Origin of the sequence: Pontibacter aquaedesilientis, from assembly GCF_014773225.1 — a bacterium.
GTDB classification, from domain to species: Bacteria; Bacteroidota; Bacteroidia; order Cytophagales; family Hymenobacteraceae; genus Pontibacter; species Pontibacter aquaedesilientis.
The window spans coordinates 550438-569222 of sequence record NZ_JACXAJ010000001.1; the positions used below are offsets into that span (position 1 = coordinate 550438).

At 48.2% G+C, this 18785-nt stretch carries 15 protein-coding genes and 1 tRNA gene; 15 read left to right on the forward strand and 1 reads right to left on the reverse strand.

Going from position 1 to position 18785, the window contains the following annotated elements; genetic code table 11:
• Positions 1–174: 174 nt before the first annotated feature.
• From H9Q13_RS02415 to rplT, 8 genes are all read left to right on the forward strand, one after another.
• Positions 175–2037, forward strand: a complete 1863-nt coding sequence (locus H9Q13_RS02415; RefSeq protein ID WP_191182153.1) for a DNA topoisomerase IV subunit B — start codon at positions 175–177, stop codon at positions 2035–2037.
• Entirely contained in the window at positions 2030–4777 is a 2748-nt protein-coding gene (locus H9Q13_RS02420) for a DNA gyrase/topoisomerase IV subunit A (protein ID WP_191182154.1), read from the forward strand. The genes H9Q13_RS02415 and H9Q13_RS02420 overlap by 8 nt, the downstream gene beginning before the upstream one ends.
• A gap of 98 nt (positions 4778–4875) precedes the next feature.
• On the forward strand, positions 4876–5625 hold the full coding sequence (locus tag H9Q13_RS02425) for a hypothetical protein (protein WP_224744020.1): 750 nt from the start codon (positions 4876–4878) through the stop codon (positions 5623–5625).
• A gap of 147 nt (positions 5626–5772) precedes the next feature.
• Positions 5773–6858, forward strand: a complete 1086-nt coding sequence (locus H9Q13_RS02430; protein WP_191182155.1) for a tetratricopeptide repeat protein — start codon at positions 5773–5775, stop codon at positions 6856–6858.
• Positions 6859–6878: 20 nt separating this feature from the next.
• Positions 6879–8816 (forward strand): threonine--tRNA ligase, encoded by a 1938-nt coding sequence (gene thrS, locus H9Q13_RS02435; protein WP_191182156.1) that lies wholly within the window; start codon positions 6879–6881, stop codon positions 8814–8816.
• 119 nt (positions 8817–8935) lie between these two features.
• Entirely contained in the window at positions 8936–9460 is a 525-nt protein-coding gene (gene infC / locus H9Q13_RS02440; protein WP_191182157.1) for a translation initiation factor IF-3, read from the forward strand.
• 23 nt (positions 9461–9483) lie between these two features.
• Entirely contained in the window at positions 9484–9678 is a 195-nt protein-coding gene (rpmI, locus tag H9Q13_RS02445; protein ID WP_076666337.1) for a 50S ribosomal protein L35, read from the forward strand.
• A gap of 95 nt (positions 9679–9773) precedes the next feature.
• Positions 9774–10118: a 50S ribosomal protein L20 gene (rplT, locus tag H9Q13_RS02450; RefSeq protein WP_191182158.1), complete on the forward strand. Its 345-nt coding sequence runs from the start codon at positions 9774–9776 to the stop codon at positions 10116–10118.
• A 507-nt stretch (positions 10119–10625) separates the two neighbouring features.
• Here rplT and H9Q13_RS02455 read toward each other — a convergent pair.
• A tRNA-Met gene (locus H9Q13_RS02455) sits at positions 10626–10699 on the reverse strand.
• Positions 10700–10834: 135 nt separating this feature from the next.
• Here H9Q13_RS02455 and H9Q13_RS02460 point away from each other — a divergent pair.
• From H9Q13_RS02460 to H9Q13_RS02490, 7 genes are all read left to right on the forward strand, one after another.
• Positions 10835–11236 carry an START-like domain-containing protein gene (locus H9Q13_RS02460; protein WP_191182159.1) on the forward strand — a complete coding sequence of 134 codons (402 nt, stop codon included), beginning with the start codon at positions 10835–10837 and terminating at the stop codon, positions 11234–11236.
• Between the two features lie 105 nt (positions 11237–11341).
• Positions 11342–12760, forward strand: coding sequence for an LptF/LptG family permease (locus tag H9Q13_RS02465; RefSeq protein ID WP_191182160.1), 1419 nt, complete (start codon positions 11342–11344; stop codon positions 12758–12760).
• A 117-nt stretch (positions 12761–12877) separates the two neighbouring features.
• On the forward strand, positions 12878–13153 hold the full coding sequence (rpsO, locus tag H9Q13_RS02470) for a 30S ribosomal protein S15 (protein WP_191182161.1): 276 nt from the start codon (positions 12878–12880) through the stop codon (positions 13151–13153).
• A gap of 144 nt (positions 13154–13297) precedes the next feature.
• Complete coding sequence (gene pnp, locus H9Q13_RS02475; protein ID WP_191182162.1) at positions 13298–15436, forward strand: polyribonucleotide nucleotidyltransferase; 2139 nt, start codon at positions 13298–13300, stop codon at positions 15434–15436.
• 192 nt (positions 15437–15628) lie between these two features.
• On the forward strand, positions 15629–16492 hold the full coding sequence (locus H9Q13_RS02480) for a sigma-70 family RNA polymerase sigma factor (RefSeq protein ID WP_007656436.1): 864 nt from the start codon (positions 15629–15631) through the stop codon (positions 16490–16492).
• Between the two features lie 156 nt (positions 16493–16648).
• The gene (gene trxB, locus H9Q13_RS02485; protein WP_191182163.1) at positions 16649–17587 is read left to right on the forward strand and encodes a thioredoxin-disulfide reductase; all 939 of its coding nucleotides are present in this window, start codon (positions 16649–16651) and stop codon (positions 17585–17587) included.
• A 134-nt stretch (positions 17588–17721) separates the two neighbouring features.
• On the forward strand, positions 17722–18771 hold the full coding sequence (locus H9Q13_RS02490; protein ID WP_224744021.1) for a M23 family metallopeptidase: 1050 nt from the start codon (positions 17722–17724) through the stop codon (positions 18769–18771).
• Positions 18772–18785: the final 14 nt, after the last annotated feature.

An 18785-nucleotide genomic window follows, 5' to 3' on the forward strand; every position in this document is an offset into this window, starting at 1 on the left:
AGTGGTTGAAGAATTCAACTAAATTAGCTATATTTGTTGACTAAAAATATTAGCAATAGTCGTTGTTGCTAGCCGAATCAGTCAGGTGCCGGAACTATTTGTAGCGCCTGATTTCTTTTATTTTTCTATATTTCCGAGTGATTCCAATAAATCAAATACACTTACGCTTACAGAATGGCAGAGTTAGAGCATAATTACAACGAAGACAGCATTCGCTCGCTGGAGCCCCGCGAACACATCAGGCTACGCCCCGGTATGTACATCGGCAAACTGGGAGACGGCTCTTCGGCCGATGATGGAATTTACATTTTGGTGAAAGAGGTAATTGACAACTCCATTGACGAGCACGTGATGGGCTTTGGCAAAACCATCGACATCAAAATATCAGACCATAAGGTACAGGTGCGTGATTATGGCCGCGGTATTCCGCTGGGCAAGGTAATTGACTGTGTGAGTAAAATCAACACGGGTGGCAAGTACGACAGTAAGGCCTTTCAGAAGTCGGTAGGCCTTAATGGGGTAGGTACCAAGGCAGTGAACGCCCTTTCGAGCCACTTCCGCATACAGTCCGTGCGCGACGGGCAGATGAAGGTTGCCGAGTTTGAGCGCGGTGTGCTTACGAACGATATGGCCCTGGAAGCCACATCGCAGCGTAATGGTACGCTCACCGTTTTTACACCCGACGATACCATTTTCAAGAACTACCAGTTCAACCCGGACTATCTGGAAAACCAGATATGGAACTATGTATACCTGAATGCCGGTCTAACAATTAACTTCAACGGGAAGAAATTCTACTCAGAGAACGGCCTTCTCGATCTTTTGCGCAACAAGGCCGACGAAGAGAGCATGCGCTACCCGATCATTCACCTCAAAGGCAATGATATAGAACTGGCGGTAACACATGGTAACGATTATGGCGAGGAGTACTATTCGTTTGTGAACGGGCAGTACACAACCATGGGTGGTACCCACCTGGCGGCGTTCCGGGAGGCGATTGTGAAGACTGTGCGTGACTTCTACAAAAAAGACTACGATGCTGCTGATATACGGGGCTCCATCGTGGGGGCTATATCCCTGCGAGTGCAGGAGCCTGTGTTCGAATCGCAGACAAAGACCAAGCTGGGTTCCATTGAAATGGGGCCTGATGGTCCGGCGGTGCGGGCTTATATCAATGAGTTTGTGAAGGAGGCGCTGGACAACTACCTGCACAAGAACCCGACGACGGCTGAGGCCCTGAAGAAGCGAATCGAGCAAAGTGAGCGGGAGCGTAAGGATATGGCCGGCGTGAAGAAACTGGCCAACCAGCGCGCCAAGAAAGCCAACCTGCACAACCGCAAGCTACGCGACTGCCGCCTGCATTTCAATGAGGACAAGCATGAGAATTCCCTGCTTTCTACTCTATTTATTACCGAGGGTGACTCAGCGAGTGGTTCTATCACCAAATCCCGCAACGTGGACACGGAGGCTGTTTTCAGTTTGAGAGGGAAACCGCTGAACTGCTTTGGGCTTAAAAAGAAAGTGGTGTATGAAAACGAGGAGTTCAACCTGTTGCAGCACGCGCTAAACATCGAGGAAGGCTTGGAAGGTCTGCGCTACAACCGCGTAGTGATCGCCACAGACGCCGACGTGGACGGCATGCACATCCGTCTGCTGCTCCTGACCTTCTTCCTACAGTTCTTCCCTGATCTTGTTAAGAATGGTCATGTATACATTTTGGAAACCCCGCTTTTCAGGGTGCGCAACAAGAAGGAAACGATTTATTGCTACAACGAAACCGAAAAGCAAGCGGCCATCGAGAAATTGGGCAAGCGTCCCGAGATTACCCGATTCAAGGGGCTTGGTGAGATTTCGCCGGACGAGTTCGGTAAGTTTATCGGGGACAACATCAAGTTGAAGCCGGTGTTCCTGCAGAAGGATACAACCATACAGAAAATGCTGAGCTACTACATGGGCAAAAACACGCCGGAGCGCCAGCAATTCATTATTGAGAACCTGAAGTTTGAGAAAGACATAGTGGAAGAAGTATATGCATAACGACGAACTGAATAACGAAGGTATAGAAAGAGAAGACGAGCTTGAGGTTGCATTTACAGACGGTGACGAAGAAGTGATCCATAACGTGACGCCGGTATCCGGACTGTACGAAAACTGGTTCCTTGACTATGCTTCTTATGTGATACTAGAACGTGCCGTGCCTGCCATAGAAGATGGTTTGAAGCCAGTACAGCGCCGCATTCTGCATGCTATGAAGGAAATGGACGATGGTCGCTTCAACAAAGTAGCCAACGTCATCGGTCAAACCATGCAGTACCACCCGCACGGCGACGCCTCCATTGGCGACGCTATGGTGAACATCGGTCAGAAAGATCTATTGATTGAGACGCAAGGTAACTGGGGCGATGTGCGCACAGGCGATAGCGCGGCTGCACCGCGATACATCGAAGCGCGCCTGTCTAAGTTTGCACTGGATGTGGTGTTCAATCCGCAGACCACGCTTTGGCAGCTAAGCTACGATGGCCGTAAGAACGAGCCGGTTACGCTTCCTGTTAAGTTCCCGTTGCTGTTGACGCAGGGCGTGGAAGGTATAGCCGTTGGTCTCTCGACCAAGATCATGCCGCACAACTTCAAAGAGCTCATCAAAGGCTCGATTGAGGTGCTGAAAGGCCGCAAGACCACTCTGCTGCCTGACTTCCCGAATGGGGGTATGGTAGATGTTACGAACTACAACTCAGGTATGCGTGGCGGAAAAATCCGTGTACGTGCTACCATCGAGAAAGTAGACAAAACCATGCTGATCATCCGTGACGTGCCGTATGGCATCACGACCACCGGCCTGATGGAGTCAATCGTTAAGGCGAGCGAAAACAATAAGATCAAAATCAAAAAGGTGGTCGACAACACGGCTGCCGATGTGGAGATACAAGTGCAGCTGCCTCCGGGCGTATCGCCTGACCTGACAATGGACGCACTCTACGCCTTCACGGACTGTGAAGTGTCTATCTCGCCAAACACCTGTGTGATCATCGATGACAAGCCGCACTTCCTGAGTGTGGATGAGTTGTTGCGTATTTCCACTTTTAAGACAGTGGACTTGCTCAAGCGCGAGCTCGAGATCCGCAAAGGTGAGTTGGAAGACAAGTGGCATTACTCTTCTCTGGAAAAGATCTTTATCGAAAACCGTATTTACCGCGACATCGAGGAGTGCGAAACGTGGGAGGCTGTGCTCGAAGCGATCGATAAAGGTTTGGATCCTTTTAAAAAATTACTTCGCCGTGAGGTAACGCAGGACGATATCATCCGACTGACGGAAATCAAGATAAAGCGTATCTCCAAATTCGACTCCTTCAAGGCTGATGAATACATCAAAAAGCTGGAAGAGGAGATGGCCGAAGTAGATGAGCACCTGGCCAACCTGATCCGTTACGCCATTGCTTACTTCGAGGGTTTGTTGAAGAAGTATGGTCAGGGACGCGATCGAAAAACTCAGGTGAAGACTTTTGATGTGATTACTGCACAGAAAGTTGCGATCGCCAACCAGAAGCTTTACATGAATGCCAAGGACGGCTTTATCGGGACAGGTCTGCGCAAAGACGAATTTGTGTGCGACTGCTCTGATATGGACGACATCATCGTTTTCCGCAAGGACGGTAAGTTCACCGTCACCAAGGTGGCTGATAAGACATTTGTAGGCAAAGACATTATTATGGCCGGCGTTTATAACAAGAACGACGAGCACATGGTCTACAATATGATCTATGTAGACGGCAAGACGGGGGTATCCTTTGCGAAGCGATTCTCTGTAAAATCCATTACCCGAGACAAAGAGTACGATCTGACCAAAGGAAACAAAGGCTCTAAGGTACATTACCTCACCGCTAATCCGAATTCAGAGTCGGAGGTAGTTAATATTACGCTTTCTCCGCAGGCATCGGCCCGTATCAAGGCCTTCGACTATGACTTTGCTGAGCTGATGATAAAGGGCAAAGGATCAAACGGTAACATCGTGACAAAGTATCCTGTGAAGAAAGTCGTGCAGAAAAGTCTGGGCGAATCAACGCTGGGTGGGCGCGAGATCTTCTACGATGAAGTGATTGGGCGTCTGAATACGGAGGGGCGCGGCCGTTACCTGGGCTCATTCAACACCGACGATACCATCTTGGTGGTATACGAGGATGGTACTTATGAGCAAACCACCTTCGATCTGGCCAACCACTACACCGTTGAGAAAATCAAGGTGCTGCAGAAGTTCGATCCAGAGTTGGTAGTATCCGCTATATATTACGAAGGCGAGAACAAAACCTATTACGTGAAGCGTTTCAAAATCGAGACTTCTACGGTAGGCAAGAAATTCAGCTTTATTGCGGAGACCAAGAATTCCAGACTGGAGGCTGTATCGACGCATACTGTGCCGATGGCTACCATTTCCTTCAAGCGTTCGCTGCGAGGTGAAAAGGAAACGGAGAAATTGCTACTGAGTGAATTCATCGATGTGAAGGGTTGGAAAGCCATGGGCAATAAACTAAGCTACTTCAAGATTTTCGAGGTCAAAATACCAAGACAGGAGCAAGTTGAGCAGGAAGAAAAACCTAAGGCTAAGAAAGTTGCCACCAAGCGGGAACCCGTGACACTGCCATCCGAATTAAAGGAACTGGCAGATGAAGCGGCTAAGGTGAGTGGGGCTCAACTTGGCGACCTGGAAACCGTAGAAGAGTTATCGGATGACACCAGTGCAAAGGAGGCCTTGAAGAAAAAGAAGCAGTTGGATTTGTTTTAATTGAAGTCCTTTTTTGCATATGTCGTTTAAAAGCAATACATTATGCTTGCTTAACCTAGACTATGCGAGTACTTCTAAACGTTTTACCCTTTCTTATTTTGTTCGGTTTCCTGCTGCCTCCTTGTGAGGCAGCAGGAAACTCCGGGCATGACGTGCTGCTGAAAAAGGCCTACGAACTTCAAATCCAATTTAAGGAAACAGAAGCGCTTGCGGTCTATGAGCAGATCATCACCGCTGACGCGGACAATTTCGAGGCGCTTTGCCAAGCCAGTTTATTGCATTGCCGCATGGGAGAACGGTTTGCAGATGACAGCCGCAAAATGGAGCATTTCAACACAGCTAAGCTATACGCTATGCGCGCCTATCAGCTAGATACTACAAATACCCGTTCTAATTATGCTATGGCGCTTTCACTGGCTTCCTCAGCTATCATATCCGGCCCAAAACAAAGATTAGCACTAACCAATCAAATAAAATCGTACCTCGACAAAGCACTCTTTTATGACAACCGTCATGCAGATGCCTGGCACTTACTTGGCCGTTGGTATTTTAAAATGGCCAATCTGAATTTCGCTGAGGTCACCGCGTTGAAAATGATGTTTGGCGGTGTAAATGATAAAGTAACCAATCAGGATGCCGTGCATGCCATGGAGATGGCCATTCTGCATAACCCTAGTAATTTGCAATACTACTATGACCTTGCCTGCATTTACCAGGAAATGAAGGATAAAGCTGGATGTGCGTCTACTTTGCAGCAGGCGCTTACACTCAATCTCGACCTTCAGACGAAGGAGGAACTTGAGCTTAGCAGGCGCTGCAAAATCATGCTGCAAGACCAACACAAGTAAGTTGATCGACAGCGCAAGCGAGGGGCCTGCTACCGTATAGGAGCAGGCCCCTCGCTTTTTAGCTTAACTATAACAGGTATAGTTATCGGTTATTAGGCAAATTATCTATAATTTAGCGCCCTTATCAGGTATAGGAATAGATAAATCATGAAGTCCCGAGCATGCTGGTGTGGGTTGATCGTTTTGGCGCTGGGCTTTTCGAGCTGCAGTCCCGAGGAAAGCAGCAGAGAACAAATGGTGAATCTGGAAGTCGTGCAAAACGATGACCCGGGAAAGCAGCTGGTAAGTCTGAACAAGGCAATCGAACGCTCTAAAAAGGATGGGAGCCTATTCGCAAGGCGTGCGATGGTTTTGTTGCATAAAGGGGAACTGGAAGCAGCTCTGGAAGATGTCAATCTGGCTATCAGCCTTTCAAAGCACGATCCTTCCAACTACTTTGTAAAAGCACAGGTGCTATACCTGATGGGCAGGCACGAGGAAGCCCTCCCTTTGGCGCTTAGGGCCGAGCGAAACTCTTTCCAAAGTGCTTCGCTTTATGTGTTGCTGTCAGAGCTATACCTGCAAAAGCGAAATTATGCGCAGGCCAGGCGGTATGTGCGGCAGGCACTTGAGCTTTCACCAGAAAATGAATTTGCCTTCTATTATAACGGGCGTATTCTGTCAGAGATGGGAGACACAGCGAGAGCGGTTTACAATTACAAGCAGGCCCTGGCACAGCGCCCGGATTTTATGGAGCCTCATCGCGAGTTAGCCGGTCTGTACCTGTCACGCCGTGATATGATACTGGCAGAGCAGCATCTGCAGAAAGTCGGCAGGTTGGCTCCGCAAGACCCTTTGCGCTGGTACTACCAAGGCCTGTTGCAACTGGACGCTCAGCGCAAGGACAGCGCACAACTTAGTTTCAGTAAGGCGCTTTCATTGGCTGATACATTGCAAGGAGCGCATTTCCAAATGGGCCTTTTAGAGCATGGACAAGGTAACTACGAGGCCGCCTTGCAACACCTGGAGCAGGCAAAGAAGACGTATGGTATCAGGCTGAAATACCTGTCCGTGACGGCCAGTGCTTATGAACGGCTAGGTGAGAACCTGGCAGCGCTGCGGACTTACGAGCGGATGGTAGCCATCGAACCGAAACATACCTATGCACAGCAGAGCATAGCACGATTGAAGTATAGATTAGAACGACCCAGACCCCAGTTGGATAGCATGGCTGTGCGACGTTCGGGTTTTTAACGCATACCTAAGAAAAAAACATGATCAACATCACACTGCCAGACGGTTCTGTGCGCCAGTATTCAAAAGGGGTAACAGGCCTTCAGATCGCATCCAGTATCAGTGAGGGCCTGGCCCGCAATGTGCTGGCCGTTAAGGTGAACGATACCGTATGGGATCTTTCACGTCCTATAGAGGAAGACGCGAGTATACAGCTGCTCACCTGGAATGATGAATTAGGGAAAAATGCTTTCTGGCACTCTTCCGCCCACTTGCTGGCAGAAGCCCTCGAAGCGCTATACCCTGGCGTGAAGTTCGGCATTGGCCCACCGGTAGAGAACGGTTTCTATTACGATGTGGACTTAGGTGATAAGACCTTCTCACAGGAAGACTTCGCCAAAGTAGAGCAAAAAATGCTGGAGCTGGCCCGTAATAAAAATGAGTTTCAGCGCCGCGAGGTTTCCAAGGCTGAGGCCATTGAATACTTCACACAGAAAGGAGATGAGTATAAACTAGATCTGATCAAAGATCTGGAAGACGGTACCATCACATTCTATACCCAGGGTAACTTTGTTGACCTTTGCCGCGGACCACATATTCCGAACACTGGTTTTATTAAGGCTGTTAAGGTGATGAACGTGGCAGGTGCCTATTGGCGCGGTGACGACAATAACAAGCAGCTCACCCGTATCTACGGCGTTACTTTCCCGAAACAGAAAGAACTGACGGAACACCTGGAGCGTCTGGAAGAGGCCAAGAAGCGTGACCACCGCAAACTGGGCAAGGAACTGGAACTATTCGCCTTCTCCGATAAAGTAGGTATGGGCCTGCCGCTCTGGCTGCCAAAGGGCACACTGCTGCGTGAGCGTTTAGAGCAGTTCATGCGGAAGGCGCAGGTTAAGGCAGGCTATCAGCCTGTGGTAACGCCGCATATCGGTAGCAAAGAACTTTATATTACTTCTGGTCATTACGAGAAGTATGGTGCAGATTCTTTCCAGCCGATCAAGACGCCAAACGAGGGGGAGGAGTTTTTCCTGAAGCCGATGAACTGTCCGCATCACTGCGAGATCTATAAAACACGTCCACGCTCTTATAAGGAGCTGCCGGTGCGTCTTGCTGAGTTTGGTACAGTTTACCGTTACGAACAAAGCGGTGAGTTGCACGGTTTGACCCGTGTGCGTGGCTTTACGCAAGATGATGCGCACATCTTCTGCCGCCCGGACCAGGTGAAAGAGGAGTTCAAAAAAGTAATTGATCTGGTGCTTTATGTGTTCAATGCCTTGGGCTTTGAAGACTTCACGGCGCAGATCTCCCTCCGCGACCCGGATAACAAGCAGAAGTACATTGGCGGTGACGAGGCCTGGGAAAAAGCGGAGAGCGCGATCATCGAGGCTGCCGAAGAGAAAGGCCTGCGCACTGTAACCGAACTGGGAGAGGCTGCGTTTTACGGACCTAAACTCGACTTTATGGTACGGGATGCCTTAGGCCGTAAGTGGCAGCTGGGAACTATTCAGGTAGATTACCAGTTACCGGAACGCTTCCAGCTGGAGTATATCGGTGCTGATAATGCCAAGCATCGTCCTGTTATGATCCACCGTGCGCCATTTGGCTCACTGGAGCGTTTTGTGGCGGTACTGATTGAGCATTGCGGCGGTAATTTCCCGCTTTGGCTGAGCCCGGAGCAGTTTGCCATCCTGCCGATCTCTGAAAAATATCAGGATTTTGCGCAGCAGGTATACGACCGCTTGCAACAAGAAGATATCCGCGGTTTTGTGGACAACCGAGACGAGAAGATCGGACGTAAAATACGCGATGCGGAAGTAGGCAAAGTGCCTTACATGCTGATCGTTGGAGAGAAGGAGCAGGAGAACGGTGCTGTGTCTGTACGCCGACACGGAGAAGGCGATTTGGGCACGATGACAGTAGATGAATTCATTGCTTCATTCAAGTCGAAAGTTGCCGAGATGATCAACAATTAAGAAAAGATATTTTTTTCTTGATATAAAAATTGCGATATTCGCACCCTGATTGTAGAAACTAAATTTAAGGAGGTAAAACCATAGCTACGCCAAACAAGCGCTACATCCCACGCGGAAAAGTGGAGGAGCCATACAAAGTCAATGATAAAATAACTGCCAGAGAAGTCAGGTTAGTTGGTGACAATGTAGAGCAGGGGGTATTCTCGACAAGAGATGCTCAGAAAATAGCGAACGAGCAGAATCTTGATCTTGTTGAGATTTCGCCGACTGCTAATCCACCGGTATGCCGTATTATCGACTACTCGAAATTCAAGTACGAGCAGAAGAAGAAAACCCGTGAGATGAAGGCCAAGGCTCAGAAAGTGGTAATCAAGGAGATCCGTTTCGGCCCTAACACAGATGATCACGATTTTGAGTTCAAGCTGAAGCACGCCAAGGCTTTCCTGGAGAGCGGTTTTAAGATAAAGTCGTATGTGCACTTTGTCGGAAGAACAATCGTGTTCAAGGAAAGAGGGGAAATCCTGCTTCTGAAATTCGCTCAGGCGCTTGAGGACATCGCCAAAGTAGAGCAGTTGCCTAAGTTGGAAGGAAAAAGAATGTTCCTGATCCTTTCTCCGAAAGTGGCTCCTCCTGCTAAAAAGTAATTTGTTTAATTAATTATATACACATGCCAAAAGTTAAAACTAAATCTGGTGCAAAGAAGCGTTTTTCTTTGACAGGTACTGGCAAAATTAAGCGTAAGCACGCTTACAAAAGCCACATCCTGACCAAGAAGACGACGAAGCAGAAGCGCAATTTGACACACACTGGCCTTGTTAGCACTGCTGATATGGACAGAGTGAAGTTAATGCTTCAAATCTAATTCATTGAATTAGAAGGTTAAATTTATTAGTACGAACCCGGTGTCTGGTTTATGAAAGATCACGATGATCACCAGCCGCTAAAACTTTACAAGAAATGCCTAGATCGGTAAACGTCGTTGCAGCACGACACAGAAGAAAAAAAATGATGAAAATGGCCAAAGGTTACTTTGGCCGTCGCAAGAATGTCTGGACAGTTGCGAAAAACGCAATTGAAAAAGGTTTGCTTTATGCTTACCGCGACAGAAAAGCGAAAAAGAGAGATTTCCGCGCCCTTTGGATCCAGCGTATCAACGCAGGTGCACGTGAGCATGGCATGTCTTACTCACAGTTAATGGGCGCCCTTAAGAAGGCTAACATCGACCTGAACCGCAAAGTACTTGCTGACCTGGCGATGAATCACCCGGAAGCTTTCAAAAGCATCGTTGAGAAAGTAAAGTAATTTACTTCACATATATTACAGAAAAGGGCCTGACGCAAGTCAGGCCCTTTTTGCGTTTTAGGCCTATTTTGTACTTACGATCGGTAGTTGCTTAGTAAGAACACGTGATGCTTGCAGAAGCATCACCATCAGTAACCAGTTGGCAATAGCTAAGACAGCACTGGAAGGCCATAGGTTGGAGAAAGTTGAAGAGGCTTTTGCATAGGACACCGAATTACGGTCTCTCTGACTGCTTGTTCAGGATAGCCTGACTCATGTCTAAAGATTCCAGTACCCATGATCCGGAATAGCCTGGAGGAAGTTTTAGGCTTTGCTTAGAGGTTTCGTCTGTGTGGAGGATGCAAATGCAAGGGATGGGATAAGGCAGCTTCGAAAGCACGGCAGGCTGAAGGGCATGCAGGTTAAAATACAGGCTTTAATAATGGTAAGAGGTATAGAGAGGCGGGCGGATGACTATACCGGTGAAGTGTGTAAACAAAAAAGCCCTGGAAGTTATCCAGGGCTTTGTAGCGGGGAGCAGAATCGAACTGCCGACCTCAGGGTTATGAATCCTGCGCTCTAACCATCTGAGCTACCCCGCCGAATTGTGGTGCAAATATAAGGGGTAAGTTTTTAAAAAAGCAACTATTGATGCATAAAAAAATATTTTATTTTCTGTATATTTAGCCAATGAGAAATTAATACTATACTTACTCAGTCACTTACGATACCCGATAATGAAAGCTACAAAGACTAAATTTGTATGTGAGTACCCGGTCAACGCCTCTGCCAAGCTGCTATACCCTTATCTGAGTACGCCCAGCGGGCTTGCCCAGTGGTTTTGCGACGATGTGCTGGTGGACGAAGACAAGATCTTCAATTTTGCATGGGATGGACGCAGCCATTTTGCTGAAATGACCAGTCACCGGACTAACCGCTCTGTTCGCTTCCTGTTCCTCAACGACGACAAAACCCATTCCTCCGATCCGTCCTACGTAGACTTTTCCATCGAGACGAGCGAGCTCACGCAGGAACAGTATCTCAAGGTGTCAGACTACTCTGAGGAGGATGATCTGGAGGAGCTCTCAGAGCTATGGGAGCATTTGATGCAAAAGCTGCGGGAAATAGTAGGAGGGTAATGCGTCTTCCGGGGCTAGTGCTTATCTTTGCACGATTATTGGATGCCTGGTGTTAAACTTTAAAACATTCGGGCACCTGTATCGCCCTCACGCCAGCAGGCTCACATGAAGAAACTAGATAAGCTTATCATCCGGTCATTTGCCGGGCCTTTTTTGCTAACCTTTGCCGTAGTGGAGTTTATACTGCTTACACAGTATATGCTTAAGTACCTGGACGAGCTGGTAGGAAAAGACCTGGGCTCTGAGGTTTTTGCGGAACTATTGTTTTATTTCAGCATCAACATGGCGCCCATTGCGTTGCCACTCGCCGTGCTTCTTTCCGCCTTGATGACCTTCGGCACGCTGGGGGAGCACCATGAACTAACCGCCATCAAGACTTCAGGTATAGCGCTGCCCCGCATTCTGCGCCCTGTTTCCTTCCTGGTTGTCTCCCTTGCTATCGGGGCTTTCTTTTTCAACAATTACGTTGTGCCAAAGGCCAATTTGAAGGCTTATAGCCTGCTCTGGGATATCAGACAGAAGAAACCGTCCATGAACTTCAAGGAAGGGGCCTTTTACAATGGATTGCCTGGGTATAGCATCAAGATCAATGAAAAGCTGAACGACGGAAAGTCGCTGCGCGACATCATGATCTATGACCACTCGAAAGGCGGTAACAATACCACGGTGATCCTCGCAGACTCTGGTCGCATGTACACAGAGCATGATGACAATTACCTGGTGTTGGAGTTATTCAGGGGGCAAACCTATGTTGACCAAAACAATGGTGGCTTCCGGAACTCCTCAGAACAGTTTGTGCGGGAGAAGTTCGACGCCAGCAAGATCATATTTAGCTTATCCTCCTTTAATTTGGACAGAACGCGCGAAGAGTTGTTTTCGGACAACAAAATGATGAAAGACATCGATCAGCTGAATTCTGTCACGGATTCGCTTCGCCGTTACAAGGCCCGGGAAACAGCCATGTATGCGCCCAACGTGGATCCTTTTTACATGTATTTCAAAGCGGACACGGGCGATGTGAAAAACGGGATAAAGTTCAATGAAAAGGTGCTGGAGAAAGAAAAGGAACTGGCACCGCTTAATGTCGATGTCCTGCTGGTAGCCTCAACGAAGGCCCGCAATGTGAAAAGCTTTACCTCCGGTTACCTGGAGCGTGTCAACACACTGGCTCGTGACGCCAACAATTACGAGATCGAAATATGGCGGAAGTATACCCAGTCTGCGGCTATTATCATCATGTTTCTGATCGGGGCTCCGCTGGGTGCCATTATAAAAAAAGGCGGACTGGGCGTGCCTGTGATCATCTCCATTATCTTCTTCATCATCATGTACGTGCTAGGCATACTAGGGGAGAAGTGGGCAAGGGAAGGACTTATACCGGTAAGCGTGGGTATGTGGGGGGCCAATGCCATCCTGTTCCCGATCGGTTTGTTTTTCCTGTATCAGGCACGTAACGATTCCAGCTTGCTGGAGGTAGATTTCTGGCGAAAGCTCATGACAAGACTAAGGAGAAACAAATTATAACGGGGCAGCTAAAGAAGAGTGTGCATTTTATTTTTTAATATAGATAATTTGTATAACTTTGCGCCTTATACGGGGAACTATCCACTGAACATAACAGATTGATATTTTTTATACGCAATGAAATTAACTACTGAAGCGAAACAAGAAATTTTTGAAAAGCACAGCATTAGCAAGTCTAAGACTGACACAGGTTCTTCCGAAGGCCAGATCGCGTTGTTCACTACACGCATTGCTGACTTGACTGAGCACCTCAAAATTCACAAGAAAGACTACGGTACCCGTCTAGGTCTTCTGAAGCTGGTAGGTAAAAGAAGAAGACTTCTTAACTACCTGATGAAAAACGACATTGAGCGATACAGAGCGATCATCAGCGAGCTTGGTATCAGAAAATAAGCTTATATTAAAGAATTAGGGAATTTCTTACAGGGATTCCCTAATTTTTTCAGTACCATTCCTTTACTCCCTTCCCCTTGCCAGTACCTGACAGCGGCAGCAAACGGCAGCCCTGTTTTTTAGATGCACGAAAAAAAATTGACGATGTCCTATAACGCAATAACCAAAACAATCTTTCTTCCGGATGGCCGGGAGATCACCATCGAAACTGGTAAACTAGCCAAGCAGGCTGACGGTTCTGTCGTAGTGAAAATGGGTACCACCATGCTACTGGCAGCCGTTGTTTCCAATAAAGAAGCCCGTGAAGGGGTTGACTTTTTGCCACTTTCTGTAGACTATCAGGAGAAATTTGCCTCTTCTGGCAAGATTCCTGGAGGTTTCCTGAAGAGAGAGGCCAGACTTTCTGACTACGAAATCCTTATTTCGCGTCTGGTTGACCGTATCCTGCGACCAATGTTCCCGGGAGACTATCATGCCGAAACGCAAATGACTATACATATGATCTCTGCCGACGCTGAGATCATGCCGGATGCGCTGGCCGCTCTGGCAGCCTCTGCAGCCCTGGCTGTATCTGACATTCCTTTCAACGGACCTATTTCTGAGGTTCGTGTGGCCCGCATCGACGGTCAGTTTGTAATCAACCCGAAAGTGTCTGACCTGCGTAACGCAGACATCGACATGATCGTGGGTGGCTCCATCGACAGTGTTGCCATGGTGGAAGGCGAAATGAACGAGGTGTCTGAAGAGGAAATGCTGGAAGCAATTGCTTTCGCACACGAAGCCATCAAAGTACAGTGCCAGGCGCAGATGGAGCTTGCCGAAATGGTAGGCAAACTGCAGAAGCGCGAGTACTCACACGAAACGCACGATGACGAACTTCGTCAGAAGGTATACGCTGCCACTTACGACAAGGCTTTAGAAGTTGCCAAAAGAGGCAGAGCGAACAAGTCTGAGCGCAAGGAAGGCTTCGCCGCTGTATTGAACGAATTCGTGGAGTCACTGGGCGAGGAGCATGGTTACGACATGACCCTGATCAAAACTTACTACCATGATGTGGAGAAAGACGCTGTTCGTAACATGATCCTGAACGATCGTGTGCGTTTGGATGGCCGTCAATTGAACGAGATTCGCTCCATCTGGTCTGAAGTGAATTATCTGCCGGCTACGCACGGTTCTGCAGTGTTTACCCGTGGTGAAACACAGTCACTGACTACGGTAACCCTGGGTACCAAACTGGACGAGCAGATGATCGACAGTGCGATGGTATCTGGTTACAACAAGTTCCTGCTGCACTATAACTTCCCAGCTTTCTCTACAGGCGAAGTGAAGCCAAACAGAGGTCCTGGACGTCGTGAGATTGGTCATGGTAACCTGGCCTTGAGGGCCTTGAAGAAAGTTCTTCCGCCGGATGCTGAGAACCCGTACACTATCCGTATCGTTTCTGATATTCTGGAGTCAAACGGTTCGTCTTCTATGGCTACCGTATGTGCCGGCTCGCTGGCCCTGATGGACGCTGGTGTACCTGTGAAGGACGCCGTTTCAGGTATAGCCATGGGTCTGATCACAGACGAAAGCACTGGCAAGTTCGCCGTTCTTTCTGACATCCTGGGCGACGAAGACCATCTGGGTGATATGGACTTCAAAGTAGCGGGTACCAGCAAAGGTATCACAGCCTGCCAGATGGACATCAAGGTACAAGGTTTGTCGCACGACGTATTGAGCCAGGCACTAGCCCAGGCAAGAGAAGGTCGTCTGCATATCCTGGGCGAGATGAACAAGACAATTGCTGCTCCTAATGTAGATTACAAGCCGCATACGCCGAGATCATTCAACATGGTGATCGACAAGGAGTTCATCGGTGCCGTAATCGGACCAGGTGGTAAAGTGATCCAGCAGATCCAGAAGGACACTGGCGCTACCATCATCATCGAGGAGAAGAACGAAAAGGGCCACGTAAACATCTTTGCAAGCGACCAGGACTCCATGAGCAGTGCTATCAGCAAAATCAAAGGTATAGTAGCGCAGCCTGAAGTAGGTGAGGTTTACATCGGCGTTGTGAAGTCAATTCAGCCATACGGTGCTTTCGTGGAGTTCATGCCAGGTAAAGACGGACTGTTGCATATCTCTGAGATCAAGCATGAGCGCTTAGAGACAATGGACGGTGTGTTGGAGATCGGCGAAGAAGTGAAAGTTAAACTCATCGATGTAGATAAAAAGACAGGTAAGTTCAAGCTTTCCCGCAAGGCGATTCTGCCGAAGCCAGGCGCTGCCGAACAAAATTAATCCTGACCATACATACTCCTGATGCCCGATCCGTTTAAGGCGGAGTGGTGTCAGGAGTATTATGTTTTTCTATTTACGATGCGCGTTCTTGATTTTATTCCTAAAATGTAAGAACTTTGCGCGATTTTCTGATGTTACCTGTCCGAGCCCGGAATTAAGATTTTTACATTTTTGCATATATAATATACTCTGATGAGACAACTCAAGATAAGCAAACAGATCACCAACCGCGAAAGCCAGTCGCTTGACAAATACCTGCAGGAGATTGGTAAAGTTGATTTGCTTACACCGGATGAGGAAGTGTCGCTGGCACAGAGAATCAAAGAGGGAGATCAGTTTGCGCTTGAGAAATTGACAAAAGCTAACCTGCGTTTCGTTGTATCGGTAGCTAAGCAGTACCAGAACCAGGGACTTTCCCTGGGCGACCTGATCAATGAAGGTAACCTGGGTCTGATTAAAGCAGCCAAGCGTTTTGACGAAACACGTGGTTTCAAATTCATCTCTTACGCCGTTTGGTGGATCCGTCAGTCAATCTTACAGGCTTTGGCGGAGCAGTCGCGTATTGTGCGCTTGCCTCTAAACCGTGTAGGTTCCCTGAACAAGATCTCTAAATCTTTCTCTGAACTGGAGCAGAAATTTGAGCGTGAGCCTTCGCCTGAGGAAATTGCAGAGGTACTGGAACTGACGACTGCCGAAGTGGTGGATACGCTTAAAATCTCAGGTCGCCATGTGTCAGTGGATGCCCCGTTTGTGCAAGGCGAGGAAAACCGTCTGCTAGACGTGCTGGAAAACGAAGACGAAGAGTCTCCGGATACTGGTCTGATGAATGACTCACTTCGCAAGGAGGTACAACGTGCACTTTCTACGCTTACCAAGCGCGAGGCAGATGTTATCACCCTTTACTTTGGTTTGAACGGCGAGCATTCCCTGACTCTGGAGGAGATCGGTGAGAAGTTCAACCTGACACGTGAGCGTGTGCGTCAGATCAAGGAGAAGGCGATCAGAAGACTGCGCCATACCTCCCGAAGTAAAGCATTGAAGCCTTATTTAGGTTAAGTTAACCAAAATTATCTGGAGAAGCCCTGGCCTTGTGGTCGGGGCTTTTTTGTGTTGGTACATCCACTTGCATGGAATTAACACGAGCAGTATGCTGGCAGAGGATCAGAAATTTTGTATACTTGCAACCAAATTTCGTTTTTGTTTCGAACACCCATGGAAATAGAAAAAGTTAAGTGTCTTATTATCGGTTCAGGACCAGCTGGCTATACAGCTGCCATCTATGCGTCAAGAGCCGGACTCAATCCCGTTTTATATCAAGGTCTTCAGCCCGGAGGCCAGCTTACCATCACCAATGACGTAGAGAACTATCCAGGTTACCCGGATGGGATCAACGGGCCACAGATGATGGAGGACTTTAAACGTCAGGCAGAACGTTTCGGCACCGACGTTAGGTATGGCATAGCCACCGCCGTGGATTTCTCTTCACAGCCGCACAAAGTAACGATTGACGACCAGAAAGTGATTGAGGCCCATACCGTGATTATCTCGACGGGTGCCTCTGCCAAGTGGTTAGGTATGGAATCGGAGGCAAGATTGAATGGAAACGGCGTGAGCGCCTGTGCCGTTTGTGACGGGTTTTTCTATAGAGGTCAGGATGTGGCCATAGTAGGAGCCGGTGACACGGCTGCTGAAGAAGCGACCTACCTTTCCAATATCTGTAACAAGGTATACATGATTATTCGCCGTGACGAGATGCGTGCCTCCACCATCATGCAGGAGCGTGTGAAGAAAACGAAGAATATTGAAATACTCTGGAACTCGGTGACCGATGACATTCTTGGGGATGACGTGGTAGAAGCCGTGCGCGTGCGAAACGTTCTCACAGATGAACTTCGTGAGATTCCGGTGAAGGGTTTCTTTGTGGCGATTGGCCACAAACCAAACTCAGATATATTTGCTGAATACCTGAACCTGGACGAGAATGGTTACATTCGCACCATACCAGGCACCAGCAAAACAAACATTGACGGCGTCTTTGCCTGTGGCGATGTACAGGACTTTACCTATCGTCAGGCGGTGACCGCTGCTGGTTCTGGTTGTATGGCTGCGCTTGATGCAGAACGCTACATGGCTGCTCAGGATTTGCACTAAAAAATGCGTGAGACAATGCCCGGATTTAGAGTTTTTGTGCTTTTTGCCGGTTTGTCCTACAATAAAATGGCGCTGCTGTAGTTGTGATTGCGAGATTAAAACCGAGTCTGCAGTTTCGCCCAATAAAGATTCTAATGCCACAGTTTAAAGCACCCGTTTCATCTTTACTATTATTTGTCTTGCTCCTTTTCGGGGCAGGCAGTGCCGCTGCACAGGGTAAAGTAAAAGATCTTTTCAAGGTAAAGTCCCCAAAGATCGATTACGTACGCCCTGATACCACGATCCTGATCAAGTACGAGGAATTCCCGGACGAAGAGTCGGATGCGGGGAAGTCTATCTTTTTCAATCCCAAAAAAGAACTTTCTATTGTCAGTGAAGATACTTCGGATCTGGACATGGGGGAGCAGCACATTGTGGAGGTCTCGGAGGAAGTGCTCATTGACTCATCCTGGATTAAAATTGCAGGCTATTATGCGATTTGGGATACGCGGAACATCAATCCGTATCGTTTGGACGGGCGCCAACTAAAAGATACGGTTGATATCACGCTATATGATCCACGGGTGAAGCGCGACTATAAAATGCCACTTGAGAAAACGCCTGTCACTAGTCATTTCGGTCATAGGGGATACAGGTGGCACTACGGTACCGACATTGATCTGGATACGGGAGATTCTATATATGCCGCGTTTGATGGAGTTGTTCGTATCAACAAATGGGATGGCGGTGGCTATGGTAACTACATTGTGTTGCGGCACTATAACGGCCTTGAAACGTTGTATGGCCACATGAGCAAAACCATCGCCCAGACCGGTCAGTTTGTGAAAGCCGGAGAGGTGATTGGTTTGGGTGGCAGCACAGGCCGTAGCTCAGGTCCACACCTGCATTATGAGGTACGCTACCAAGGCAACCCGCTGGATCCTGAGTTAATGTACGACTTTCCGGATTACCTTCTGAAAGGACAGAGTTTTGTCATCACATCGGCGCTGTTCAACTACTATAACAGAGCAAAAGGCAGCTCTACCAGCGGCTCGCGCAAGGCCTCATACCACAAAGTGCGCAGCGGAGATACGCTTTCAGGTATAGCCAAGCGCTATGGCGTGCCGGTCACTCAGATTACCAAACTGAATGGCATCAGTACCCGTACTACCCTGAAAGTAGGACGATCTCTCCGTATCAAGTAACTCAGAAACCATCA